We start from the raw sequence: 24,640 nt of genomic DNA, 5'->3' as shown, positions 1-24,640 counted from the left end.
TAACTTTCGTCTAACATCTATTCTATATTTACATATCCAGCAAAAACCCCGCTTTTTCTAGGGAATTCTGTATCCTTTGGAACGTTTTTTCATCCTTACACCGAATTGTATGCAGATGGATACCGCCCGTCAGATCAGACAGGGGTCTGGCGCTGTCCGCCGCCACCCGGCGGAGAAACTCCTGTACATCATATCGGGAACGCACCCCCAATATGCCTGTGAGCTGACCATAGACCGGGTGCTCCACAATTACGTCTGCCACCTCGCCCCCGGCGTCCACAATGGCGTTGAGCTCTGCTTCCATCTCCTCCGGAGCGTGGACGCAGGCCACGGTACGCTCCACCCCGGCGGGGCGGCGGCCCAGCACATAGCCCCGGGGGGTGGCCACGATATCCGCCCCGGCAGCCCGCAGCAGAGCCACGTCCCCCACGATGATCTGCCGGCTCACCGAGAACCGCCTGGCCAGCGCCGTGGCGCTCACCGGCCCTCCTGCTTCCTCCAGCATCTGCTCCACCGCCTTCCGGCGGTCCTGTGCGGCGGATCGTTCCATCCTGCTTCCTCCTTTGTCTTTTTGACCAGTATAGCAGGTTCCTCCGGTCCTGTAAATCAGCGCCGGAAAGGCCGCCTTCCCTTGCCTTTCCACAGGGATTGTGCTAGAATGTGACCGACTGGTTTCCACACCCGGTCCAAGCGCGGCAGCGCCGCGTTCGTTCGGCGGGACTCACCGCCGTTCTCTAAATACGAAAATGGAGGTTCCAACTCAAGTATGCGCAAATCTACCACCCGTGATCTTACCCTGGCCGCCATGGTGGCCGCCGTCTACTTCGTCCTTTGCTATTTTGGCAACATCTTTCAGCTCACCTTCGGACCTGTCCAGGTCCGTCTGGGAGAGGCCCTCACCGTGCTGCCGTTCCTGTTCCCGGCCACCGCGCCGGGCCTGGCGCTGGGCTGTCTGCTGACCAACATTCTCTCCCCCTACGGACCTATCGACATGGTGGTGGGTACTCTGGCCACCGCCATCGCCGCTTTTCTGAGCACCAAGATGCCCCGCTGGTATCTGGCCGCTCTGCCCCCCATCGTGATGAACGCCCTTCTGCTGCCCCCCATGTGGGCCTGGGCGGAGGCGGGCGCTGTCAACAGCACGTTCTGGGCCGCTTATGGTTTTAAAATGTGGACCTTCGTGGTGGGCGAGGCTCTGGCCTGCTATGTGCTGGGCTCCGTGCTGCTGCTGGCCCTGCCTAAGATCCGCTACTTCCGCACCATGATCCCGGAGCGCCGCCTGGCTGCCCGCTGAGGCGACGCCCTCAGTTTTACAAACAGACAAGGAGGATTCCCCATGAAAGTCCGCAAGGCCGTCATCCCCGCCGCTGGTCTGGGGACAAGGATGCTCCCCGCCACCAAGACTGTCCCCAAGGAAATGCTTCCCATGGTGGACAAGCCCGTAATCCAGTATATCATTGAGGAGGCGGTGGCCTCCGGTATCGAGGACATCCTCATTGTCACCAACCGGGCCAAATCCGCCATGGACGATTACTTCGACTACTATCCCGAGCTTGAGACCCGTCTGCTCCAGGCCGGCAAGGAGCGGGAGCTGGTGGAGGTCCGCCGGGCCGCCGATCTGGCTAACATCTTCTATGTCCGCCAGAAAGAGACCAAAGGCCTGGGCCACGCCATTTACCGGGCCAAGCGCTTTGTGGGAGACGAACCCTTTGCCGTGCTGCTGGGCGACGACATCATGCGGGCCGAAAAGCCGGTGACCCTCCAGCTGATCGAGGGGGCCGAAAAGTACGGCGCCTCCGCTGTAGGCGTCCAGAAGGTATCCACCGAGGCCATCTCCCGCTACTCCTCTGTGAAGATCTCCGCTTTGGAGGACCGGATCTTCGACGTGTCCGACATGAACGAAAAGCCCACCCCCCAGGAGATGTTCTCCAATTACGCCATCCTGGGCCGGTATGTGCTCACCCCCCAGATCTTCGATATTTTAGAGAATCTGAAACCGGGCTACGGCGGAGAGATCCAGCTCACCGACGGTCTGCGGGAGCTCTGCCGCAAGAGCCGGATGGTAGCCGTGGACTTTGAGGGCCGCCGGTACGATACCGGCAACCTGTGCGGCTTCCTGGAGGCCACCATTGACTTTGCTCTGGAAAACAAGGCCACGGCCTCCTGGCTGAGCCACTTTATTAAAGAAAAAGCAGAGAGCCTGCGGTAAAGTGTGGATTGCCGCGCTCCTGTGCTCAAATTTTTCGGCCTGCGCCTCAAAGGCGCAGGTCGTTTTTCTTGATCCGTTTCCCTTTCCCATACTTACCCCATTCCCCCTGAGCCATCGCCGTAACGGAGATGGCTGTTCAAAAAACACCCCGTTTCCTCTGAGAGGAAATGGGGTGTTATTCCTGCTTTTTGCTCAGCTTATCCATACTGACTCCCAGGGCCACGGATATCTTATAAAAGGTCTCCACAGAGAAATTGTAAGCTGCTTTTTCCGATTGGATCTGCCGTATAAAATCATGGGAAAGGTCCACCATCTCCGCAAGCTGCGCAGAAGTCAATCCCTTTTCCTTGCGGTATTTCCGAATATTGCGGCGTATCGTATTATAAATATCGTCATCGAAAATCAGCTTTTGCGTCCGCTTCATACTATGCGCCACCACCTAACAGCATTCTACCCAGATACACCGCAAATGTATGTTAGCTAATACCTCACAAAAATATGCTTGTATATTTTAGGAAAGGCTGTTAAAATATTTTTAAAAATCTTCCCCAAAAATAAAACCGCACCCCTCCCTCAATGCTCTTACTGTCGTGAGCGGCAGGCTCGCACAGGCTGGAGCGGCGGAGGCGCGGGCGCTTCCTTTCCATGGGATCTGATTGCCAACCGGCAAGGGATTCAAACACACCAACAGCTTTGCCCTCCGCCGCTGGCAGCAGCCCCACAGTCAAATAGTTACCGGCCTTTTGCCGGGAGAAAACAGGAGGAATTATGGTATGAAACGATGGATCAGTGGTACATTGGCAGCAGGTTTACTCAGCGGAATGCTAAGTCTCCCGGCAGGCGCGGTCTCCCCATCCACTCTGGACCCCCAGACCGCCGGAGCGTACAACAACGTTCTGCGTCAGCAGATTCAAACCTACTCCCTTGCCCAGGAGGAAAAGCTGGAGTATTCCGGCATATCCTACTTCGGCGAGGGGCTTATCTACGCCGGACTGACCGATTTTAACGGCGACCAGCGGCCCGAGCTGGTGACACTGCGTGTGGAGTATCCTGCATCCGGCTTTGTCACCGCTGAGATCTGGACCATGAGCGGCGGAAAGGCGGTACGCACCGCCAACTGTGAAATGAATACCGCATACCAGGATACAGAAGAAGGCTATCTCTACCTGGTGGAGCGAGGCAATGAAACCCGCCTTTGCTCCTATATCTCCGCCAATGTTGCCACCGGCATTGATGAAGCGGCAAATGAGGTCCTGATCACCACCTATCAGCATATTGCCCTGCTTAATATGGACGGCACCGTTCAGCGGTATAGTGATTCTTCCGATCAGACTGACCACAGCCAGTGGAAGGCCTGGCAGGCCTCGGGCTGGAAACAGAAAGAAACCCTGGCGGTGGGCAGCGACTACGGGTATATCATCAACCTCTATAATCCGGCCACCGTTGCCACCGTGAAGCAGCTGCAAACCGCTCTGGCCGCCCAGGCAAACAAAGCCCCCTTTGTGGACGTATCCGCCGACGCTTACTACAACGTGCCTGTCCGCTGGGCTGTGGAGAAGAAGATCACCAGCGGCACCAGCGCTACCACCTTCAGCCCCGACACCACCTGCAGCACCGCCCAGATCCTTACCTTCCTGTGGCGGGCCAACGGCTCGCCGGAGCCTGCGATCTCCAATCCCTTTACCGACGTGCCGGGCAACGCCTACTACACCAAGGCGGCTGTGTGGGCCTATGAAAAGGGTCTGGTATCCGGCTCCCGCTTTGGCGGCGACACACCCTGCACCCGTGCCTCCGCCGTCACCTATCTGTGGAAGCTGGCTGGCCGCCCCGCCGGCGGCAGCGCCTCCTTTACGGATGTGTCCGGTCAGGCCCCATATGCCCAGGCTGTGGCCTGGGCCGTGAAAGAGGGCATCACCAGCGGCACCAGCGCCACCACGTTCAGCCCCGACCTGATTTGTAGCCGTGGGCAGATCGTCACTTTCCTGTACCGCAGCGCCACTTAAATCACAAAGAAAGAGAGGAATTTTGATGAAACGGATCCAGTTACCCAAGAAGCTGCTCTCCGCCCTCTGCGCGGCGGCCCTCCTGGTTGGGGCCATGCCCGGGGCGCTGGCAGCTGAAAGTACCCAGCAAGTCCCCATCCAGCGGCAGAGTATTGCCACCAACGCAGGTGTCTTTACCTACATCGACGCCCAGGGCGGCCTGTGGTCCTGGGGGGATAGCCTGACCGGAGGTGTTGGCAACGGCACCACCTCTTCCACCACCGGCACTCCGGAAAAGATTCTGGACAACGTGGTATTTGTCAGCAGCGGCCTCAACAACAACGGCGCTGCCATTCAGTCGGACGGCTCTCTCTGGACCTGGGGCGACAACTGGACGGGCCAGCTGGGCAACGGCCTGCAGGGAGACGGCTCCAATACCCTGGGGGTCTTTCAGACCAGGCCGGGCAAGATCATGGACGACGTGGCATCGGTGAGCTGCGGCTATGGACATACCGGCATCGTCAAAAACGACGGAACCCTGTGGATGTGCGGCAACAATGAATGGGGCCAGCTGGGTAACGGCGGGAAAGGAAACGACACCTACTTCAGCGGGAACCAGGACAAACCTATGCAGACCGTCCCGGTAAAGGTCATGGAGGACGTGAAGGCAGTCAGCTGCGGCACGGCCCATACGGCAGCCATCAAGGAGGACGGCTCCCTGTGGATGTGGGGCCGCAACGACAGCGGCGCACTGGGCAACGGCAAGCAGGGCAACCGCACCAAAATGGACTGCTATGTGTGGCAGGACGTGCCGGTCAAGGTCATGGACGACGTACAGGCAGTCAGCTGCGGCTGGGAGTATACGGTGGCGCTGAAAACCGACGGCAGCGTTTGGGTATGCGGCGACAACAACTACGGCCAGCTGGGCAACGGCGGTACCGGCAACGACAAAAATGTGGTGGGCGGCCCCGTCCAGAGTGTATGGACCAAGATCATGGACAACGGCGCCGCCATCTCCACCTCCAATCCCCTCACTGCCATTGTGTGTACTGACGGCTCCCTCTGGACCTGCGGCGGTGACGGCAGCGGCCGCATCGGTACCGGAAAGCGTTCCGACGTGGCGCTGACGCCGGTCAAGATCCTGGATAACGTGGCAGAGGTCAGTGTGGGATACAACGGCTCCATGGCCGTCACCAAGGACGGCTCCCTCTGGGTATGGGGCGAAACCAACCTGGACATGGACTATGCCAATCAAGCGTGGGCCCCGGTCCGGCTGGAAGGGGTAAAGGTCCTGCTGCCCGATGGGACGGTCTCTCAGCCCACCGAGAAACCGGAGCAGGCCGAACTGCGGCACAGCGGCTCCACCACGCTGGAGAAACTGAGCAAGGAAGAAATCGTCCAGCTGCTGAAGCAGGCCTCCACCACTCTTCCCAACCCCGTTCTGACAAAGGAACCCTCCATCCAGGCCCCCTATGCCACCGGCGCGGTGGATCACCAGGCCCTGGAGGCCGCCGCCCAGCGTCTGAATGTGCTGCGGCGGCTGGCCGGTGTGCCTCAGGTTCGGCTGGACGACCGTCTGAGCGAGAACGCCCAGTACGGCGCGGTGCTGCTGGCTCACCTGGGCAGTCTGGACCATACCCCCGCAAAGCCTTCGGATATGGACAACAGCTTCTATCAAAAGGCCTATGAAGCCACCTCCACCAGCAACATCGCGGCGGGTATGGATCTGCTGGAGTCGGTGGATATGTTTATGCAGGACAGCGACGCCCGCAACGTGGAGCGGGTGGGACACCGCCGCTGGCAGCTCAATCCCGAGCTGGGCCGGGTGGGCTTCGGCTACGCCCAGAACCCGGACAGCATCTACCGCGACTTTGTAACCGAGAAGGTCACCGACACCAGCGGCAGCGGCTGCGACTATGACTTTATCGGCTGGCCCGCCTCGGGCAGCTTCCCCAACTACCTGGATAGCTTTGATTCCAACACCGCCTGGAGCGTGGTGCTCAACCCCGATGACTATCAGGTACCCACCCAGTCCGGCCTTGTGGTCACCCTGGTGCGCCAGAGCGACGGCAAGACCTGGACCCTGGACGGCAAGGCCAGCTATACCCCCGCCGCCTCCGGCCGCTACTTCAATGTGGAGACCTCCGGCGTGGGCAACTGCATCATCTTCCGGCCCGACGGAGTATCCAAGTATGAGGGTGTTTATCAGGTCACCATCGACGGCCTGAAGGACCGCTCCGGCAAGGCTGTGGACTTCACCTACCAGGTGGACTTTTTCTCCCAGCCCGACCCCAATGCTTCCAAACCCTCCGACTGGGCCGCCGCCTCCGTTCAGGAGGCTATCCAGATGAACCTTGTGCCTGTCGCACTCCAGAGCGGCTACACCCAGACCGCCACCCGTCAGGAGATCTGCGCCCTGGTGGTCCGCTTCTATGAGACGGTGACCGGCAGCCCGGTGCAGGGCCGTGTCTCCTTCTCCGACACCAAGGATGAGGACGTGGAGAAGGCCGCCTACCTGGGCATTGTAAACGGCGTGGGCGACGGCAGCTTCCACCCCAATGACCCGCTGACCCGGGAACAGGCGGCGGTCATGCTTACCCGCCTGGCACTGCAGATGTCCAAATACCTGCCGCCGGCAGAGGCAAACTTCACCGACCGGGCAGAGATCTCCCCCTGGGCACTGGAGGCCACAGGGGCCATTCAGGGGTGCGGCGTTATGAACGGCGTGGGCGGCGGACGGTTTGCCCCCTCCCTGTCCTACAGCCGGGAGCAGTGCATCACCACCCTGATGCGGCTGTACCACTATATTTCCAAATAATCGACAACTTGACAGCAGGGAGCGGCGCCGTAACGCCGCTCCCTGCTTCTGCTGCAATTCTTTGGTTTCCTCTTGAAAATCCTCCAATCATCTGGTAAACTGTTGTAACACTACGAAATACGAAGAAACGAGGGGATCGTATGGATCTGACCGAGCTGGTGCGCCAGGCTCAGGCCGGCGATCAGAAGGCCATGGGACAGCTGTATGAGCAGACCAGCCAGCGGGTATATGCCCTGGCCCTGCGGCTGACCAACGACCCTGAGCTGGCCATGGACGTAGTGCAGGAGACCTATCTCTCCGCCTTACAGCACCTGGATGGCCTTCGGAATCCGGAGGCCTTTGTGAGCTGGATGTTCCAGATCGCCGCAAACCGCTGTCACCGTCTGCATAAGCAGCAGGGCCGGTTTGTTCAGGTTTCCAAGGAAGAGGACGAGGATGGAGGATTCTTGGAGGCCATCCCCGACCCGGACGAGGGAATCCTGCCCGAATCTGTGGCCGACAACGTGGAGACTCGCCGTCTGGTGATGGGACTGGTGGAACGGCTGCCCGAGGCCCAGAGGGAGTGCGTCATTCTGTACTATTTCTCCCATTGCTCGGTGGAACAGATCGCGGAGATCCAGGGGTGCGCCCCAGGGACGGTGAAAAGCCGCCTGAACTACGCCCGAAAGAAGCTGAAGGAGGACGTGCTGGCGCTGGAGGAGCGGGACGGCATCCGGCTCCACACCCTGGTCCCCATTGGACTTCTCTTCCCCTGCCTTTCCGGGGAACTGCCCGACCCCACCGTCTTTTCCCAGATCTGGCAGGCTGTCACCGCCGGGTTGGGGACCGCCGGGGCGGCAGGCGCCACCGCCGCCGCGGCAGCCGGGACCCAGACAGCCGGAGGCACAACGGCGGCGGCCTCGGCAGCAGGTGGAAAGGCCGCGGCGGGGGCCGCTGTCAAGTCGGCTGCGTCCGGGGCCTTCAAGCTCAAGCTGGTTGCCGGGCTGGCGGCGGGCGGTCTGCTGGTGGGCGGCGTGGGGCTGGCCCTCCATGAGCCCACCCTCACCTTCATTGACCCTGTCTTTGAGCAGAATATCCGCATTATCATCGACAAGCCGGAGGGCCCTATCCACCCCAGCGATGTGGAGTTTATCCACGCCCTCCATGTAACAGAAGACGGCATCTCCGAAAGTTGGGGTCTTGCCGGCAATAAGCCCGTGGTGAAAGACGGCGTTCAGCCGGTCAACAGCCTGGCGGACGTAAAAAACTTTCCTAATGTTTTTCGTATGATATACGCCATAGATGACAACGGCGCATTGCTGGAAACACTTGAACCATCTTCCCAGTTTCAGTCACTTAGTGTTAATGATTTTGGAAATGGTTCTTTGGCTGTGGATCATGTGGACTTTTTGGATCAGATACCCAATCTGACGTATTTGGATATAGAAGTGGCTCCAGGCACAGACTTGACCCTTCTGGAGCAAAAGGAATCTCTGGTTTCTCTGAACCTCTACACTCAGGGCAATATGACTCTGGACATCTCCCAGCTGAAGCACCTGGAAGAGATCAGAGTAGTCAGCATCGATGGGACCGCCCTTCTGGAGGTCAACAACACGCTGCCCAGCCTAAGATTGTTGGAGTTCCATGATTATGACGGCGATGGCGTAGCATTCTCCCCCTCCCTGGACACCATTACCAATCTGCCCAATCTGGAATATCTGTCTATGGATACCGCCGGCGCAGATCTGACCCCGCTCAGCACCCTTTCCAAGCTGCGGGCCATCTCTCTGGACGGCGTGTCCCGCCCCCTGGACCTGACGCCTTTGACACAATGCCCCAACCTTGAGGCATATAAATTGTACGGAAGAGGTCCTGACGAGGGACTTGTGATCCCGCCTGAACTCAAGACTGAGAACGCCGCCGGTCAGACCGCCCAGGATATCCAGTTTGAAATTTCATCAGACATTATGGACCGGTCTTTGACGTAATAGCTCTCCCACAGTTTATAAACAGGGGAGCTTGCTGCATATTGCAGCAAGCTCCCCTGTTTTCTGTCTCCCATACGTTCCGCCCATCCGCCGCTCAGCTCTGGCAGGGCTGCTGCCGGCCGGTGTGGTCGATGGTATAGTCTGTGCCGCACGTTCCCGGCAGGATGATCTGGGAGATGGGCACAAAGGTGTACCCCTCCTGAAGCAGGGACTGGATGATCCCGGGCAGGGCCTCTGGCGTGTGGATGGCCGCATTGTGGAAGAGCACGATAGACCCCGGGCACACCCGGCTCACCACCCGCTGGGTGATCTCGTCCGCCGGGATCTCCTTCCAGTCCAGGCTGTCACCATCCCAAACAGCTTCAAGGCTGGTTTAACACTGCACTGCTCAATCTTGCTTTTCTATCCAGAGCGCCCATGGAAAGTATCAGAAAATATCATTAAAATCGGAAGGATCTTTATCCTCTTGGTTGGAGAGACCACTCCCGTCTCCAAGGATCTCTTTGGTATAAATGATCCGATGATATTCAAAAGGACAACAAAAGAGCGTCATATTGAGAAAAAACGCAGGTTCCACAGCCAACTTGCTGTACTGAGTGTCTACGACTTTCTCCTGATCCTCCAGTCCCCATGACTCTGGAATATCTCCGGTATGCGCATTGCACAGAACAAAGCGGCCATCTTCCGGAAGAGACAGGTCATGTTCTGAGCTTAAATATGGTCCGGAAGTGAGGACTTGGATTTTTGAGGACAGAGCGGCTCCCATAGCCTCACGGATATCCATGGCATCAAAAGGTGCGATACTAAGTGTCCCGGTATAGAAGAGGAAACAAGTGCGGTATATATCCTCCAATGTGCTGGGACTATCGGCACATACGACCAGCCATATCGAATCTTTACATTCTTCAGACTGCCGGCAGAGATCCAAGATACTGGGTATGGTTTCTTCCGTGACATTCAGATTTCCGACCACACGCACTGGTATGCACATACTGGAGTCACATGAACGTCGTTTATCCTGATTGAGTGCGGTAAAAACCACCGAAAGCTCCACAGAATCTTTGCGTTCCCAATCGATCGTATAACAGGAAAACTGATGCCCGACCCATCCATGCGCGATCGATGCAGGGATGTTTTGGCAGTCCAACGAAACAAGATATCGCTCTTCCGGACTCCAATACTGATTCATCCAATCCATAAAAACGCCTCCTGCATCTTTGGACTATTCTAAGATTTCTTGGAAATGCTGCATTTTTCCCTATTATGCGTCTCTGCAGCTGCCCTCAAATACCCATTTCTTGATCTGGCCTGCATCCTGATCCCTCCGGGACCTGGGGTGATAGCAGTCCCAGACTCTTACGCGATTTGCCAGTTCATTTGGCAAAAGCTCCTTGACTGTGCCAAAAGTGCCGCCACAGATGATGACTCCGGGGTCTATGATGGCGATCTCGCGTCCGATGAACAGTTTATATACTTCTGCGTAGTGACGGAGGCGGGCATACCCGCATGTTCCGAATCCGCCTCGTTTGTTCAGGTTCATGGCTGCGATGCGTTCAATCGATGTATAGTCGGCTTTTGCTGATTGGATATGCTGTTCTATGAAACTGACATATTGTTCCATGAAACTGACATATGGATCTTTACGTTCAGATCCCTCGACTTTGTCCCATTGTTTCTTCAACCAGGCTTTATCAGTGCCGTCCCCTTGCTTTAGCGTGATCTGACCATCTTCCAATGTTACATCATCACTGATGTTGGACTCCCGAAACACGAACAGCACGGTGAGCGTATCTGCATCGTATCCATCCCCTTTCAAAAAACCATCCGGGCAGAAATGGTCGCGCATGGCTTTTTTAATGCGGGATTTCCGTTGTAGCTCTTGCTGGAAAGCACACAGCTTCCATGATATTTTTTCAAGTCCGGGAAGGTAGAATGTCTGGGATCGTCCGCACTTTCCATAGCACCCCGCTCATACGCCTGTGCCCACCGCCAAAGGGAAAACAGATCGTGCAGTTCGACGCACCTCGAAATGGCTTCTTCCAAACTGTCACAGTCACGACACAGCGCAGGCTCTGCCTCTTTGATCTTTTCCCAATCAAAACACTTCTCCAGATCCATTTTGCTTTCCCTTCTTCCGCACTTTATCGATACCCTTCCAGCGCCTGTTCCAGCATCCCTTTTACCTTTACCCGCAGAGCCTCCGGGCCCAAAATGGTCACATGGGGCACATAGCTCTTGGCGAACTGTTCTATCGACATCTCGTTGGCATACACCGTGACGGTGATGCCGTCATCATTTTCATCGGAGAAGGTAACATCCTTTCCGAAGAGATCGATCACGTCGCTGACCAGGAAGGGAGCGATCCGCAGCCTGGCCATGCCGTCACCGCTGGCGTACATATAGACGTGGCGCTTCATATAGTCTTCCAAATTCAGGGCACAGCCGCCCGCACCTTTCAGGGTCTCAAAGGCTCGGGCGCTCTCCTCCAAAATGATCAGGTCACAGATGCGGTCCATACGGTAATTGGCCACATCATCATATTGGTCGGAGTTACAAATGAGGTAGTACTTGCCCTCCTTGGCTGCCATCTGATAGGGGCTGACCACATACTCTCTCACACTGCCGTCAGAGCGGATACGGGGATACTGCCGCTTATCTGTTCTATACTCCAGATAATGAAACGCGACCTTTTTTCTCTTTTCAATTGCTTCATCCAGTAATTCTATGTTTAGAAATAACTGTCTGTTATCAGTCTGGCCCTCCCGTATTTTGCTCATATGCTTCATATGGGAGCGAAAATACTGGCTGGACAGTCCTTTCAGCTTCTCTACCAGCGCATTGCATTGACTGCGGGGCAGATGTTGGGAAAACAGAAGGCTGTCAATCAGCAACCGCAATTCCGCGTCTGTAAATTCCCGCGTCAGATAGAAGTCCGTCAGGACCACATTCTCCTCCAGCTGTCCAGTCCCGGGATTCAAGCGGCTGCGGGGTTTCTCCGTGTATTCAATCCCAAAACCATACTCCAGAAGGTCCATCAGGTTGCGCTTGATGGCCTTGCGGTCTGCCGTCATCCCATAGCGGCTGCGCAGCAGATCACCGATTTCCCGCTGGCTGAGCCGGTGCTTCTCATCGGAATACCTCTGCAGGATGTCCAGAATATTCATAATCAGCAGCTTTTTAGGCTGTTTGGCATACATAGCCACCCCTCCTTGCCTCAGCATAACACACTACTTCGCCCCAGACAAGAAGGGAGCGCTGGGATGATTCTTTATTCTTCCGGAAGGAGCTCAGACACATTGCCGCTCCTGCTTATCAAGATCTGCATTGTTCCCGCTTTCGTTCGGAAGGAGGTCTGAAGGCGGTTTCTCCACTCATTCTCACCGTTATCCCAGGGCGCGGCCACATAAAGGGTGGTACCATCTTCATAGGTAAGTTCCACATTTGTCAGATCCGGACGGGCCAACCGCTGGAATGCACGCTCCTCACTTGTCTCTCCGTACCAGTCGTAATGCCGGTCTGCTTGGGGGGAAAGTTCCAGGAACAGTTCCTCGCAGCTCTGGTGTTCAATGACGCTGCCAGACGCATAGATGACTTCCTTTTTGATACCGCAGATCCGGAATCTTATAACTTCATCCGGTGTCAGGACGATCTCTTCACAGTTCTCCAGAACCAGGCAAACCTTTTTCAGTCCCCGGAAATTCAAGTATGCTCCCCTCTTTCGACATAGACAATATATTGCGAGACGAAACGTCAGCAGGGTGTACTCCATTCCCTAATGATTACAATAGACTGGCCTATGGGGTAAAAATATCCCATCCTCTTTACCACTGGGGTATCTCATCCCCTGATTCGGGGCGGGTACTCGGACTCAGCTGCTAAAACAGCCCATGCCGGGTAGTTTCCTCCCCGCTGAGTCTGGTTTGAAGCACAATCCCTAAAAAAGAACTCCCGGCCATAACGGCCGGGAGCTGCAAATCAGCAAAAATATTTTGTCGCACTTATCCTTTGCCTCGCCATAATTGTCCCACATCAATTGAAATACTTCTGGATGTAATATGCCTTTTGGGATGCCTTTTCATCGCTATAATACTTCCACAAAGAGTCCAGCACTGCAGTATCTGCCCCGATTGCCTCCAGCTTGGTTCTATATGTGGCTAGTATCGCTTTTACCTCCTGGTCGGTGACAACCTCCAAATCATAGCATTTCATCAATCCATCAAGACCAATTTGCTGCAATCTCTGGGTTGTTTGCTCCTCTGCATCCAAGCTGTTCCATTCGTCCAATGCCTTCTGCTTCATGCTGCCCAGCTCTGCCATTAAATCCACCTGGCACGCATATAGTTCAGCTACGCACTTTTCCACCAATGCGTTTGCCTGCTTCTGAGTCGAATCTGTCTGACTTTGCCCGCCCGGCTTCAGCGATTCACTGGGTACAGGAGACTGGTCCGGTTTTTCTGTGGGTTCCACACCAGATGACATAGCATCCTGATCGTCCGTATCGTCAATGCCCAATGCCGTCTTGATCTCATCTGCGCTGGCGGTTCCGTTAAGCAGAGCCTCATTTTGCTCCTTGGTCGGCGCAAAAACGGTAATGTCATAGTCCGTCAGACTATCCTCCAGCTCCTGCTTGGATTGCTCCATATTTTTCAAAATCGTTTCCTGATCTGTTGTAAGTGCAATATAAAGCGCCTTTATATTGTCTCTCTGCCAGATGAAAATTCCTGCTATCACTGCCAGCAGGGCCAGCAATACAATCAATAGGACTTTTTTCCAACGTTTCATAGCTTACTCCTAGTTTCACACTTGTTAAAAACGCCCCGGGTTATCACCCGGGGCGTTCCCTTTTGATATCCGCCTATATATTATACACCAATAAGGACCTGTTCGGAAATAGAATTCCGTCGTTCCTCTACGCTTTCTTCATAGCTTCCCACATCATCGAGCCGTTCCTCATCTTCCACTGTAAAGCGCTCCGCCTCAGCATTCACCTCTGCCGGATCACGGTAAGTCGGCACCAGCTTGCGCATCAGCTTAATAAGCTCGTCATTGCTGCTCTCTGCGGAAATCGTTTTATCCAGAATAAGCAAAGCCCCCATGATCTCCTCCGGTGTAATGGGCCGCTGCTCTTCCACAAAGATTTTCTCGTTGCTTGTCTTGGAAAGATGCTCGCTCTTCATCAGCAGCTCTTCATACAGCTTTTCCCCGGGGCGAAGACCGATCTCTTTGATCTCAATGTCCTTATACGGTTCCAGGCCGGACAGTCGGATAAGGTTTTCAGCCAGCGTCAGTATTTTAACCGGCTCTCCCATGTCCAGAACAAAAATCTGACTTTGTCTGGCCATTGCACCAGCTTCCAGCACCAGCATGGCAGCCTCGGGGATGGTCATAAAATAGCGAATGATTCGCTTATCCGTCAGCGTAACCGGGCCACCCTCTTGGATCTGCTTCTTGAACAGGGGTACCACAGAACCGTTGGAACCAAGCACATTGCCGAAACGGACTGCACAATACTCCGTACTGCTGTTCCGACGGCTCTGCAGAATCATCTCACAGAACCGCTTGGTGGCGCCCATAAAGTTGGTGGGATTCACCGCCTTGTCGGTGGAGATCATGACAAACTTTTTGGTACCATACTTTTCAGCCGCTCTTACTACATGGTAGGTTCCAAACACATTATTCTTGATGGCCTCTGCCGGACAGGCTTCCATAAGAGGAACGTGCTTGTGGGCAGCGGCATGGAATACCACATCAGGGCGATAGGAATCAAACAGCCGGTAAATCCTCTGCTTGTCCCGAATCGATGCAATTTCCACCCGAAGATCCAGCGTATTTTTATAGTTGCGGCGCAACTCCTGCTGAATGTCATAGGCATTGTTCTCGTAGATGTCCAGAATAATCAGCGTCTTGGGTTGATACCGCGCAATCTGGCGGCACAGCTCGCTGCCAATGGAGCCGCCGCCGCCGGTTACCAAAACCACTTTGCCTGCCAAAAATTCAGAAATGGACGCAGTATCAAGGCGCACAGGCTTCCGCCCCAGCAAATCCTCCACCTGGACATCCTGTACCGCAGACAGGCTTACCTCGCCGTTAAGCAGCTGATACAGTCCGGGCAGCACGCGCAGACGGCACCCCGTCATCTTGCAGATATTGAGGACCTCCGCTTTTTCCTCCTCCGTGGCAGAAGGAATGGCTACGATGATTTGGGTAATATTATACTTTTTTACGCAGCTTTCAATCTGATCACGGCCGCCCTCAATCCGGACGCCGTCCATATATTTGCCCGCTTTTTGGGGGTTGTCATCAATAATGCAGCAAAGCCGTCCCTCTACGCGCTGGCTGCTGGCAAGCTCCCGCGCAAGAACTTGTCCCGCAGCGCCTGCGCCAATCAGCATAATCCGTTCACCGCTGAGCCGGCGGGTCTGCAGATACGCGCTGAACACATTCCAGAACCGCAGTCCACAGCGAATCCCCACCAGTGCGCACAATTGAAAGACCAGCATCAGAAACCAAACGCTTCTGGGCAAACTCAGTCTGAACACCGAACAGCACAGGAAGGAGACTGCAAATGCCAGCACCACAGAAAAAGCCATCTTGGCCACATCGCGCACATTGACAATGCGCCAGATAAAGTGGTACATCCTCTGCAGCGCAAAAACCACCGTCGTACTGACCACCTGAATGAGAAAGCACCAAAGATATGCATTTAAATAGCTGATCGGAATGCTGCTAATCAAGAAGTCAAACCGCACCAGCAGCGCCAGGATACCTGTAAGTCCAATCAAACAGGTATCCACCAAAAAAACAACCAGGGTCCGCCATGGAACCACCATATGCCTGTTTGTCATTCTCTCTAACCCTCTTATTCTCTCATATTTTTCTGTCTCACACATGGCTATTAACCCATGTTAAACAGAAAAATGGTGCTTTTTTGTACTTTTACATTATACGCGGTTTTTCTGTCTATTTCAACCCAAAGTGCCAGGCATTCACAAAATGTGACGTTGCTGTGTAAATTTTGTGCACAACGCCCTATATATCTGAAAAAAGCTTCATTATTTCAGCAGGTAGTCCTCCTGCGTACAGATCTGTAAAGGACACATATCATGCTTACCAGCAAAACACCGATACAGCTGCCGCCAAAGTCGATCCACACATCCGTGACCAAACTGCCCCGCCCCGGTGAAATAAGCTGGATACTTTCGTCCACCAGAGCTGTCATCAGGCACAAACTGGCCCCAGTAAACATACTGCTGCCTATCCGCTTGCCCAGCCCCCACACAAGCGCTGCGGTCCAAAGGATACCAAGTACAAAAAACTCCGTCATATGCGCTGCCTTACGAATTAAGACATGGCCGAGATCTGCGGGAATATGCAGCGCCTGAAAAATCGCTTCAAAACAGGTAAAAACCTGAAGGCTTTGATTTGCCGACTCAGCAGCCGGTCTGCATGAGTTGCTCCAGATAAAGAGACTCCAAACCAGTACCCCTAAAAAAAGAAGGTATCGCACCTTGCGGCGATGCGTTCTCTCTGCTTTCACAATGAACTCCTTTCACAACATGCTGTCGTCATACCGTCATTTCCCCTTACTTGTGGCTGCTATTCCGTCCCCAGCCCATGAAAAAGGCGCTTCTATAGGGGACTGTTTCAGAACGGATCTGACAGTCTCCTATAGAGCGCACATTTCACAATGGAAACGAACTGTACTTATCTACTTGGTCGGCAAGAAAGGGCGCAGCGCGGCATTCAGCTTCTGTCTCTGATCCGCGCCGTGATACATCTGAATCAGGTGGAGCGGCGGGCGCTGCCCCAACTTGCGCTGTTTCCGGTAACGGAGCAGCAAGGCCACCGGAGCCACCGGCAGCAGCAAAGGACACTGCTTGCATGGCGGCCAATGGACCTGGCAGGCAGAGACACCGGTACGGAGAAAACTGGACAATCTCCCCTTTGCCTGGGGATTGGTAAACAGCCGCTGACCATACCGCTCTTCTTTCTTTCCAAAATTTCCGGTACGGAGCATATCCTGCAGCAATTCTTCGCACAATGCAGGATCTGCATCCATGCACCAGGGCGCATCCTGGGCGGGAAGAGCAAGATGGTCTACACAAATTCGGGTAACCACTTTGGTAAATACCATTAAGCCAAAGGTATGCAGCAACCCGGACAGCTTGTTCCAACATTCCGGGGTAAGTTCCCTGTGTACAAATACCGCCCAGTCGCACAGCTGGCGCAGTCCCAAGCCGGTGTTAATAATATGTTCCAGCTTGTGCAGCAGCAGGACTACCGCCCTGGGACAGGGCGGCAGCATTGGAAGCCCGTCTACCATCTGAGGGTGCCGGACATATGGCTGCAGGTAGGCTCGGATCTTGTTGCCCACAGCAGAGTCCGGCACTCCATTGGGTTCCCAATGCAGTTCCACCACCAGCTTGCCCTTTGCCATGGAATCATGGCAGTGATGGTGATCTGCAGGAGGCCGATAGCCCATTTTTTCCAACAGCCCGCGTATCGCAGCCCGGTCCCCCGGCGCCGCCAACAGGTCAATATCTCCTGCAGCCCGCAGTTGGGGATTGGGATAACTGATTGCGGAGGAAGTGCCCTTCAAGATAACACAGGAAATCCCCAGAGAATGAATTTGACCCAGGACCTCATTTTGCTCCGTCAGGATCTGCTCATTCCACCAGAGAATGGACAGTGCCTGTCGTTTCCACTGTTCCAAAAGTTCCGGCGGCATTGCAGCCCGCTCTTCCGCATTCAGGCAGTCAAAGATCAGCAACGTAAGAGCCTGGCTTCTGGACTCCTGGTAAAGGGCCTGCCAATCGATATCCTTGGGCAGCGGCTCGGTATGTACGGAGAAAAGCGCGCGCCCTGTCAAATAAAGCAAGTGCTGATATATTTTTTCCATGGGAACTCCTTTCCGGCCCACTTTCCCATATGATAACACCATTCTGATGCTTCTTTATTATACCAGATTAAGAATTGGATGAAAAGCCTATGAGGTATTGCGGCGTTGATTCTGTCTCTCCGCTGCTGCATCACAAATCCAGGTACTGTGTTTCAGATTTTCCAATCGGAATCCAGCTACATCTTTCGCACGGTATGAAATTCCTTCTTCATGGCTGTGCCTTGCTCTTTTTCCGCTTTTATAAAGCGCCAAACCCGCGCTGCCGGCATGAGCCATTTGTGCCGGTGGAAAAAGGGCGAATACAGCTCGCACCATTTTTCCATATGTGCTCTGCTTGGAAACAGCCGTCTCAGAATATATCGGAATTTTACGCCCGCGGTAATGGGTTCGCCCTCCGGCTGTGTTTTCCGCACCGTATTCCTCCAAATATTTTCTATCCTACCATGGGTATGATTGAACGACAATTCATGCAGTATTTCCCATTCCTGCTCTGTCAGGTCTGCTTCCTTCAGCGCTGGATCAAAGAACTTGTCCGCCAGCAGCCGCATCTGTTCCTCAAATTCCAGCAGGCCGATTTTGGGCAGTTCCTCATCCAGATACGCTCTATTTATCTTATCCTTCGCCCGGTTATATACGTATACATCCAGGAGGGATCGCAGTCCGGTTCCGTTGTTGCTATAGTGCTTGTCCATATGAGCCAGCAGATAGAGATAGAAATCCTCGTCCGTCATACAATACTCATAGGCTTTGCCCGACTCCAGCTTCAATCGATTCTTTAGCGTCTGGTAATACTCCGCCATCTGAGGCTGCGCAGTTTTGTTGAACAGGGCCACATGCATCTCAAAATTGTAGACAGGCGCTTTGTGGTACTCATCGTGGTTTCCTTCCCCATAGCTTTCCACTGTATATCCATGGGCTGCAAACCACTCCCGTACCTCCCGCCGGTATGTACCATCAAACAGGATGTCGTTGTCCGACATCTGCCTCGTTCCCAGTTCCGGATACAAGGGGCCCAGAATAACGCCCTTCAGGGGCAGATGCCAGATCCCCTTCCCCTCCAGATAGGCAAACAGCTGTGCCCGGGCGCCGTCGATCAGCATGATCTTTCGGATGGCCTTATTCCGGGACTCCTCCCATGCAGGCAGCACCTGGTCGGGATCGGGGATTTCCGGCCCATCGGCCTTCTTCATTTGCTCCAGCGCCATATAGGTCAGAGCATTCAAACTCTGGCTGCGGCTCAGCGCATAGACCTTCTTCAGATCCATGGCCAGCACTCGCTCCGGATCCGGTGCCTGAGTGTGAATGCCGCAGGCCGTCAGATACAGCATATCCCACGCCGCTTTGCTCCAGCCGCTCTTGTCGGTCTTACTTGATCCTTTCAATGTGCCACTCCTCAAGTCAACTGCAATTTGTCGTCTACCCGCCAGATCCGATCACAGATCTGCAATGCCGCCGGACGGTGGGTAATGATTATCACCGTCCGCTCCGTCATAGCCCGCAAATTATGCAGCAGCTGGGCCTCTGTGGGCTCATCCAGGGCGCTGCTGCACTCGTCCAGGATCAGGACAGGGCTGCGGGAGAAAACGGCTCTGGCAATGGCCAGGCGCTGCATCTGGCCTTCTGACAATCCCGCACCCCGCTCGCCCAACTCTGTGTCCAGGCCGTGATCCAGCCCCCGGACAAAATCATCCGCACAGGCAATGGACAGCGCCTGCCAGATAGCCGGTTCATCCTGACGCCGGTTGTGGTCGGCAAAGGCAACCATATCCCGGATGGTCCCCTGCATCAGATTATTTCCCTGAGGTACATAGGCAAAAAGCCTCTGCCACGTTCCATCCAAGGGCACCTGCTCATGGTTCAGCTGCAAATAGCGCCGGCCCGTGTCGGGCTGGTACAGACACATCAGCAGCTTCAGGAGCGTACTCTTGCCACAGCCGGAGGGGCCGACTATAGCCACATAGTCCCCCTTTCGGATGGAAAAATTCCAGCCGGACAGCGCCTTGCTCTGGTTATACTGCGCCTCAGCACCCGGAGTTCCGCAGCCCGGGCTCCGGTAGGAAAAGGAGATATCCTCCAGCACAATCTGCTCCAGCTGGTTCTCATAGTGTAAATTCCGGAGACAGAGCCACATCTGCACGGACTTTTAGCCACACCCTCACGGCAAAACAGCCACACCGTCGCGGAGGTCAGCCACACTCATAATTTGCCTCTATAATGGTAATTGCACACGACACCGTGTGAGATTTACCAAAGTATGCGCACCATGGAATTGGAGCTGCACAGTTCGCATCACACCATCCGGAGGGTTTTGAATGCAGCAGAAAAGGCTGGAATCAGCTGGCCGTTGCCGAAGGACTGCAACAACGAAATGCTCATGGAACTGCTGTTCCCGGAGGAGCGTCAGAAAACAGCTCTGTATGTTCTGCCGGACTATCCCTACATCCATGCAGAACTGGCCCGGAAGGGTGTGAATCTGACCATGCTCTGGGAGGAGTACTGTACCAAATGCCAGTCTGAGGGCAATGTGCCCTACATGTACACCCAGTACTGTGAGAAGTACCGTCAGTGGGCCAGGGTGACAAAGGCCACCATGCGCATCCAGCACAAACCCGGAGATAGCATGGAGGTGGACTGGGCCGGCGCAACCTTGGACATCCATGACCCGGTTACCGGTGAGGTATCCAAAGCATATCTGTTTGTGGCTGTCCTGCCCTGCAGCTGCTTCACCTATGCGGAAGCCTGCGATGACATGAAGCTGGAAAACTGGATTAACTGCCATGTCCATGCCTACAACTACTTTGGCGGCGTGACCCGTCTGCTGGTGCCGGACAATCTTAAGACCGGTATTGCAAAGAATACCCGGTCTGAAACCGTACTCAACCGGACGTACCAGGAAATGTCGGAACACTACAATACCGCTAGTGAACTATTGCCTGACCAGCGTCAAGGAACCGGAACAGGGGTACAAATACTGTGCCAGTCTGACGAAGCTAGCGGACCGGTATGGCCCTGTTCACCTGGAGAAGGCCTGCCAGCGGCTGCTGTCCTTTTCTTCCACGCCCTCCATTCGTACACTGAGTACCATCCTGAAAAATGGACAAGATCGTGTGCAGACACAGCCTAAGCCGCCAAAAGCAACTGTTCAGCACGGCATCACCCGTGGAGCCGACTACTTCCGCAGAGGAGGTGGTTCCAAATGAGGAATAACTCCACGATTGACTCTTTGAAAGCCATGCGATTCAGTGCCATGGCGGCGGAGCTGGAGCGCCAGATGCAGGATTCTTCTGCGTACAGCCAGATGGGCTTTGAGGAACGACTGTCTCTTCTGGTAGATGCGGAGTGGAACGCACGGCAGAACAACAAGCTGCTGCGCTGCATCCGGGACGCCCATTTTGCTGAGCCCAGCTGCGTACGCCGGGCCAAAACGACACCTTGACCGTTGGTAATCCTACACCCTGACCGCGCAAAACAGACACCCCCACCGCTGGTCCGACACCGGCACCAAGGTGCACCCATTCCGCCGAAATGGTGCATGGTCACCGCAGCCATGGTGCAGAGGTAGCCCGTCCACTAAAATGGATTTTAGCATTGTCAGATGCAAATTCAATTTAGGAGGCCTTACCATGGTCAATCACAAAGAGATCCTCCGGCTTAAAAGCCTGGGGCTCACACATCGGGAAATCACAGATGCCGCTGGCTGCGGCCGCAACACGGTCACACGTACATTAGCCCGGGCTCGGGAACAGAAGCTTAGCTGGCAGCAAGCTCAGTCCATGTCGCAGCAGGAAGTTTCCCAGCGGCTATTTCCAACAGAGCAAAAGAACCCTGTCTACAAGATGCCGGACTACGAGTGGGTACACCGAGAGATGCAAAAGAGCGGCGTCACCCTGAGCCTGCTGTGGGTGGAATACTGCGAGCAGTGTCGTCAAAGCGGCGAGCTGCCCTACAAATCCACCCAATTCAACAAGTATTATGCGGACTATGTCCACAAGACCAAAGCCACCATGCACCTGGAACACAAGCCCGGCGAGACCATGCAGGTGGACTGGGCGGGCCAGACGGCAGCTCTGGTGGACACAGACACAGGGGAACAGCTGGACGCATATCTGTTTGTAGCGGTGCTGCCATACAGCGGCTACGCCTACACAGAGGCCTTCCTGGACATAAAGCAGGAGGCCTGGATCACCGGCCATGTCAATGCCTACCGGTATTTTGGAGGTGTCACCCGCATCCTCACCCCGGACAACCTCAAGACCGGTGTAGTCAAGAACTCCCGGACGGAAACGGTACTCAACAAGTCCTACCAGGAGATGGCGGAGCACTACGGCACCGCCATTCTTCCAGCCCGTCCCCGCAGTCCCAAGGACAAGGCCTTCGTGGAGGGCTCCGTTGGCGTGGTCTCTACCTGGATCCTGGCGGCCCTGCGTAACCGCCAATTTCTGTCCCTTATAGAACTGAATGAAGCAATCCATGAGAAACTGGAAGCCTTCAACCACAAGCCCTTCCAGAAACGGGAGGGCAGCCGGGCAGCTTGTTTTGCAGAGGAGAAACTGTTCCTGCTGCCTCTTCCGGCTACACCGTTTGAGTTGGCAGTCTGGAAGGTAGCTACCGTCCAATATAACTACCATATCAGCGTGGAGCGCATGAATTATTCCGTGCCGTATGAGTATATCAAGCAGCAGGTAGATGTACGGCTCACCCGGACTACCGTGGAGATCTTCTTTGCCGGAACCCGGATTGCCTCTCACCTGCGTCTCCATGGCCGTCCCAACCAGTACAGCACGGCGGAGAACCATATGCCGCCGGATCACCAGGCCTACCTGCAATGGAATGGCAAGCGTTTCATCCGCTGGGCGGAACAGATTGGTCAGCATACCGCTGCCGTGGTACGACTCTTTCTCTCCGCCCACAAGGTGGAGCAGCAGGGCTACAAGTCCTGTATGGCTCTGCTGAAACTGTCAGAACGCTATTCCCCTCAGCGTCTGGAGAGTGCCTGTCAGAAAGCCCTCTCTTACACCGCTTCCCCCAGCCTGAAAAGCGTGCAGTCCATTCTGAAATCCGGGCAGGACAAGCTGCTCGCTGAGGACGCTCCGGCCAGGCCGGAAGAGCCCAAAGCCCATAAGTTCACCAGGGGCGCCGGCTACTACAAGAGGGGGGAATAACCATGCTGAGCAATGAAACGGTACGGAAATTGCATGAAATGCGTCTGGGCGTCATGGCGGAGGCTTTCTCCGCCCAACTGGAGGATGCACAGTTCCAGGCGGTATCCTTTGAGGACCGTTTTGCCATGCTGGTAGACGCGGAGTGGAGCGCCCGGAAAAGCAACCGCCTGACCCGGCTCATCCGCAATGCCGGCTACGCGGACCCTGCCGCTTGCGTAGAGAATATTGAGTACCTGCCGGAACGAAAGCTGGACCGGGAACAGATCCTGCGCCTGGCCTCCTGCGCCTATCTCCAGGAAGCACATAATGTCATCATTCTGGGAGCCACCGGTGCTGGAAAGACTTATTTGGCCTGCGCCCTTGGCATGGCTGCCAGCCGCAGCTTTTATTCCGTCCGGTATATCCGCCTGCCGGATCTGCTGGTGGAGATCTCTGTGGCCCGGGCTAACGGAACCTACCGGGATTACATGAAAAAGCTCAGGAAAGAGAAGCTGCTTATTCTGGACGAGTGGCTGCTCTACCCCCTCAAGGAGGCAGAGGCCCGGGATGTGCTGGAACTGGTAGAGGCCCGGAACAAGGTGGCCTCCACCATCTTCTGTTCCCAGTATGATACCAGCGAGTGGCACGAGAACCTGTACGACCCCACCCTGGCCGACGCCATCTGTGACCGAATCATCTACAACGCCTATACCATCCAAATTGAGGGCGAATCCATGCGAAAGCGTAAGGGCATCCCCGAGTAATTTTCCGCATGGCGGCCCAATGCACCACGCCCGCGGCCGCCATGCACCATTTCGGCGGAATGGGTGCACCATTCCAGCGGTGACGATGCACCATCATCTGCGGTCAAGCTGCACTTTTGGAGCGGCGTATGCAATAGGAAAATGATACCACAAAATGGGACAAAAAGCCAGTGTTTTCAATGCTTTCCCGTATTATATTGCACTCAGACCGCTCACTGCTTTGTTTGCCTTCGGCTGCTCTGTCTTCAGCCCCTCCATCAACCAGCGGTACTGTTGTGGTGTTAAGGCCTGCACTTCCTCTGTGCTTCTGGGCCATTGGAAACTGCCGCTCTCCAGGCGCTTATACAACAGCAGAAAGCCGTCTCCCTCCCAGTACAGCGCCTTAATCCGGTCCCGCCGTCTTCCGCAGAACAGAAACAGCGCCCGCTGAAAGGGATCCATCTGGAACTGGGCCTTTACTAGGTTGGCCAGTCCGTCAATGCCTCGCCGCAGGTCTGTGTATCCGCAGGCAATGTACACCGGGCAGCTGCAGTTGAAATCGTTCAGCATGACTTTGCTGCCTGGAGAATTGCCTGCAGTGTGGCCTTATCCGCTCCCTCATAGACCTGGATCCGCACATCGCTTACCTCCATAGCGGCTACGATATGTCCGGAGAGCTGGGAATGCTCCATGATTGGCACCTCTGCAAAGGTTACCTCCTGGACTTCTTTCAGGGCCTGAAATACCTTCCTCTGCCAGGAGTGTCAACGCCGGACGGTAAAAAATCTAAAACGCCGGCCAGAAAATGACCCAAACGCCGGAAACATAGAGCCGGTTATTTACGCCGGAACTCTGTCAGCCGGTCAGTTGTCCGCCGGAAG

25 protein-coding genes are annotated in these 24,640 nt (G+C 55.2%); 9 read left to right on the top strand and 16 right to left on the bottom strand.

The window, feature by feature from the left end; genetic code table 11:
• Positions 1 to 28: 28 nt before the first annotated feature.
• A complete protein-coding gene (locus B5F94_RS11935) occupies positions 29 to 550 on the bottom strand; it encodes a transcription repressor NadR (RefSeq protein WP_087330384.1) in 522 nt (173 codons plus the stop codon).
• A gap of 216 nt (positions 551 to 766) precedes the next feature.
• On the opposite strand from B5F94_RS11935, the gene B5F94_RS11930 reads away from it, so the two are divergent.
• A complete protein-coding gene (locus tag B5F94_RS11930; RefSeq protein WP_087330382.1) occupies positions 767 to 1,294 on the top strand; it encodes a QueT transporter family protein in 528 nt (175 codons plus the stop codon).
• A 42-nt stretch (positions 1,295 to 1,336) separates the two neighbouring features.
• Positions 1,337 to 2,209 carry a UTP--glucose-1-phosphate uridylyltransferase GalU gene (galU, locus tag B5F94_RS11925; RefSeq protein WP_087270121.1) on the top strand — a complete coding sequence of 291 codons (873 nt, stop codon included), beginning with the start codon at positions 1,337 to 1,339 and terminating at the stop codon, positions 2,207 to 2,209.
• 175 nt (positions 2,210 to 2,384) lie between these two features.
• On the opposite strand, the gene B5F94_RS11920 is transcribed toward galU, so the two are convergent.
• On the bottom strand, positions 2,385 to 2,633 hold the full coding sequence (locus B5F94_RS11920; RefSeq protein ID WP_087330380.1) for a helix-turn-helix transcriptional regulator: 249 nt from the start codon (positions 2,631 to 2,633) through the stop codon (positions 2,385 to 2,387).
• Between the two features lie 349 nt (positions 2,634 to 2,982).
• On the opposite strand from B5F94_RS11920, the gene B5F94_RS11915 reads away from it, so the two are divergent.
• The 3 genes from B5F94_RS11915 to B5F94_RS11905 all read left to right on the top strand — a co-directional run bounded on the left by B5F94_RS11915 (position 2,983) and on the right by B5F94_RS11905 (position 8,976).
• Positions 2,983 to 4,212: an S-layer homology domain-containing protein gene (locus B5F94_RS11915; RefSeq protein ID WP_087330378.1), complete on the top strand. Its 1,230-nt coding sequence runs from the start codon at positions 2,983 to 2,985 to the stop codon at positions 4,210 to 4,212.
• 25 nt (positions 4,213 to 4,237) lie between these two features.
• On the top strand, positions 4,238 to 7,009 hold the full coding sequence (locus B5F94_RS11910; protein WP_087330376.1) for an S-layer homology domain-containing protein: 2,772 nt from the start codon (positions 4,238 to 4,240) through the stop codon (positions 7,007 to 7,009).
• A 140-nt stretch (positions 7,010 to 7,149) separates the two neighbouring features.
• A complete protein-coding gene (locus B5F94_RS11905) occupies positions 7,150 to 8,976 on the top strand; it encodes a sigma-70 family RNA polymerase sigma factor (protein WP_087330374.1) in 1,827 nt (608 codons plus the stop codon).
• A 94-nt stretch (positions 8,977 to 9,070) separates the two neighbouring features.
• Here B5F94_RS11905 and B5F94_RS11900 read toward each other — a convergent pair whose 3' ends face one another.
• From B5F94_RS11900 to B5F94_RS11845, 12 genes are all read right to left on the bottom strand, one after another.
• Complete coding sequence (locus B5F94_RS11900; RefSeq protein ID WP_242965670.1) at positions 9,071 to 9,262, bottom strand: hypothetical protein; 192 nt, start codon at positions 9,260 to 9,262, stop codon at positions 9,071 to 9,073.
• 141 nt (positions 9,263 to 9,403) lie between these two features.
• Positions 9,404 to 10,174 carry a hypothetical protein gene (locus B5F94_RS11895; RefSeq protein WP_087270109.1) on the bottom strand — a complete coding sequence of 257 codons (771 nt, stop codon included), beginning with the start codon at positions 10,172 to 10,174 and terminating at the stop codon, positions 9,404 to 9,406.
• 63 nt (positions 10,175 to 10,237) lie between these two features.
• Positions 10,238 to 10,792 (bottom strand): hypothetical protein, encoded by a 555-nt coding sequence (locus B5F94_RS11890; RefSeq protein WP_087330372.1) that lies wholly within the window; start codon positions 10,790 to 10,792, stop codon positions 10,238 to 10,240.
• Entirely contained in the window at positions 10,789 to 11,094 is a 306-nt protein-coding gene (locus B5F94_RS11885) for a hypothetical protein (protein WP_087330370.1), read from the bottom strand. Before B5F94_RS11885 ends, B5F94_RS11890 begins: the two co-directional genes overlap by 4 nt.
• A 23-nt stretch (positions 11,095 to 11,117) precedes the next feature.
• Positions 11,118 to 12,173: a helix-turn-helix transcriptional regulator gene (locus tag B5F94_RS11880; protein WP_158100287.1), complete on the bottom strand. Its 1,056-nt coding sequence runs from the start codon at positions 12,171 to 12,173 to the stop codon at positions 11,118 to 11,120.
• Between the two features lie 71 nt (positions 12,174 to 12,244).
• The gene (locus B5F94_RS11875) at positions 12,245 to 12,679 is read right to left on the bottom strand and encodes a hypothetical protein (RefSeq protein WP_087270100.1); all 435 of its coding nucleotides are present in this window, start codon (positions 12,677 to 12,679) and stop codon (positions 12,245 to 12,247) included.
• A 326-nt stretch (positions 12,680 to 13,005) separates the two neighbouring features.
• Positions 13,006 to 13,758 carry a hypothetical protein gene (locus tag B5F94_RS11870; protein ID WP_087330368.1) on the bottom strand — a complete coding sequence of 251 codons (753 nt, stop codon included), beginning with the start codon at positions 13,756 to 13,758 and terminating at the stop codon, positions 13,006 to 13,008.
• 80 nt (positions 13,759 to 13,838) lie between these two features.
• Positions 13,839 to 15,821, bottom strand: coding sequence for a polysaccharide biosynthesis protein (locus B5F94_RS11865; protein WP_204247492.1), 1,983 nt, complete (start codon positions 15,819 to 15,821; stop codon positions 13,839 to 13,841).
• Between the two features lie 212 nt (positions 15,822 to 16,033).
• Positions 16,034 to 16,513: a VanZ family protein gene (locus tag B5F94_RS11860; RefSeq protein ID WP_158100286.1), complete on the bottom strand. Its 480-nt coding sequence runs from the start codon at positions 16,511 to 16,513 to the stop codon at positions 16,034 to 16,036.
• Between the two features lie 171 nt (positions 16,514 to 16,684).
• Positions 16,685 to 17,875 carry a nucleotidyltransferase family protein gene (locus tag B5F94_RS11855; protein ID WP_158100285.1) on the bottom strand — a complete coding sequence of 397 codons (1,191 nt, stop codon included), beginning with the start codon at positions 17,873 to 17,875 and terminating at the stop codon, positions 16,685 to 16,687.
• A gap of 176 nt (positions 17,876 to 18,051) precedes the next feature.
• Positions 18,052 to 19,257 (bottom strand): nucleotidyltransferase family protein, encoded by a 1,206-nt coding sequence (locus B5F94_RS11850; protein ID WP_087330361.1) that lies wholly within the window; start codon positions 19,255 to 19,257, stop codon positions 18,052 to 18,054.
• 11 nt (positions 19,258 to 19,268) lie between these two features.
• A complete protein-coding gene (locus tag B5F94_RS11845) occupies positions 19,269 to 20,006 on the bottom strand; it encodes an ATP-binding cassette domain-containing protein (protein WP_087330359.1) in 738 nt (245 codons plus the stop codon).
• Positions 20,007 to 20,183: 177 nt separating this feature from the next.
• Between B5F94_RS11845 and B5F94_RS11840 the strand changes: the two genes are divergently transcribed.
• From B5F94_RS11840 to istB, 4 genes are all read left to right on the top strand, one after another.
• Complete coding sequence (locus B5F94_RS11840; RefSeq protein WP_158100284.1) at positions 20,184 to 20,999, top strand: DDE-type integrase/transposase/recombinase; 816 nt, start codon at positions 20,184 to 20,186, stop codon at positions 20,997 to 20,999.
• 72 nt (positions 21,000 to 21,071) lie between these two features.
• On the top strand, positions 21,072 to 21,311 hold the full coding sequence (locus B5F94_RS11835) for an IstB-like ATP-binding domain-containing protein (RefSeq protein ID WP_087270074.1): 240 nt from the start codon (positions 21,072 to 21,074) through the stop codon (positions 21,309 to 21,311).
• A 187-nt stretch (positions 21,312 to 21,498) separates the two neighbouring features.
• Positions 21,499 to 23,037: an IS21 family transposase gene (gene istA / locus B5F94_RS11830; RefSeq protein ID WP_087330355.1), complete on the top strand. Its 1,539-nt coding sequence runs from the start codon at positions 21,499 to 21,501 to the stop codon at positions 23,035 to 23,037.
• A gap of 2 nt (positions 23,038 to 23,039) precedes the next feature.
• Positions 23,040 to 23,780 carry an IS21-like element helper ATPase IstB gene (gene istB / locus B5F94_RS11825; RefSeq protein WP_087270066.1) on the top strand — a complete coding sequence of 247 codons (741 nt, stop codon included), beginning with the start codon at positions 23,040 to 23,042 and terminating at the stop codon, positions 23,778 to 23,780.
• A gap of 192 nt (positions 23,781 to 23,972) precedes the next feature.
• Here the strand turns inward: istB and tnpB are convergent, their stop codons facing one another.
• A complete protein-coding gene (tnpB, locus tag B5F94_RS11820) occupies positions 23,973 to 24,329 on the bottom strand; it encodes an IS66 family insertion sequence element accessory protein TnpB (protein WP_087330353.1) in 357 nt (118 codons plus the stop codon).
• Positions 24,323 to 24,451: a hypothetical protein gene (locus tag B5F94_RS17055; RefSeq protein ID WP_275533254.1), complete on the bottom strand. Its 129-nt coding sequence runs from the start codon at positions 24,449 to 24,451 to the stop codon at positions 24,323 to 24,325. The genes tnpB and B5F94_RS17055 overlap by 7 nt, the downstream gene beginning before the upstream one ends.
• Positions 24,452 to 24,640: the final 189 nt, after the last annotated feature.

The sequence above is a fragment of the Flavonifractor sp. An4 genome (assembly GCF_002161755.1).
Classification (GTDB): Bacteria; Bacillota; Clostridia; order Oscillospirales; family Oscillospiraceae; genus Flavonifractor; species Flavonifractor avicola.
This window is presented reverse-complemented; position numbering and strand designations above follow the sequence as displayed.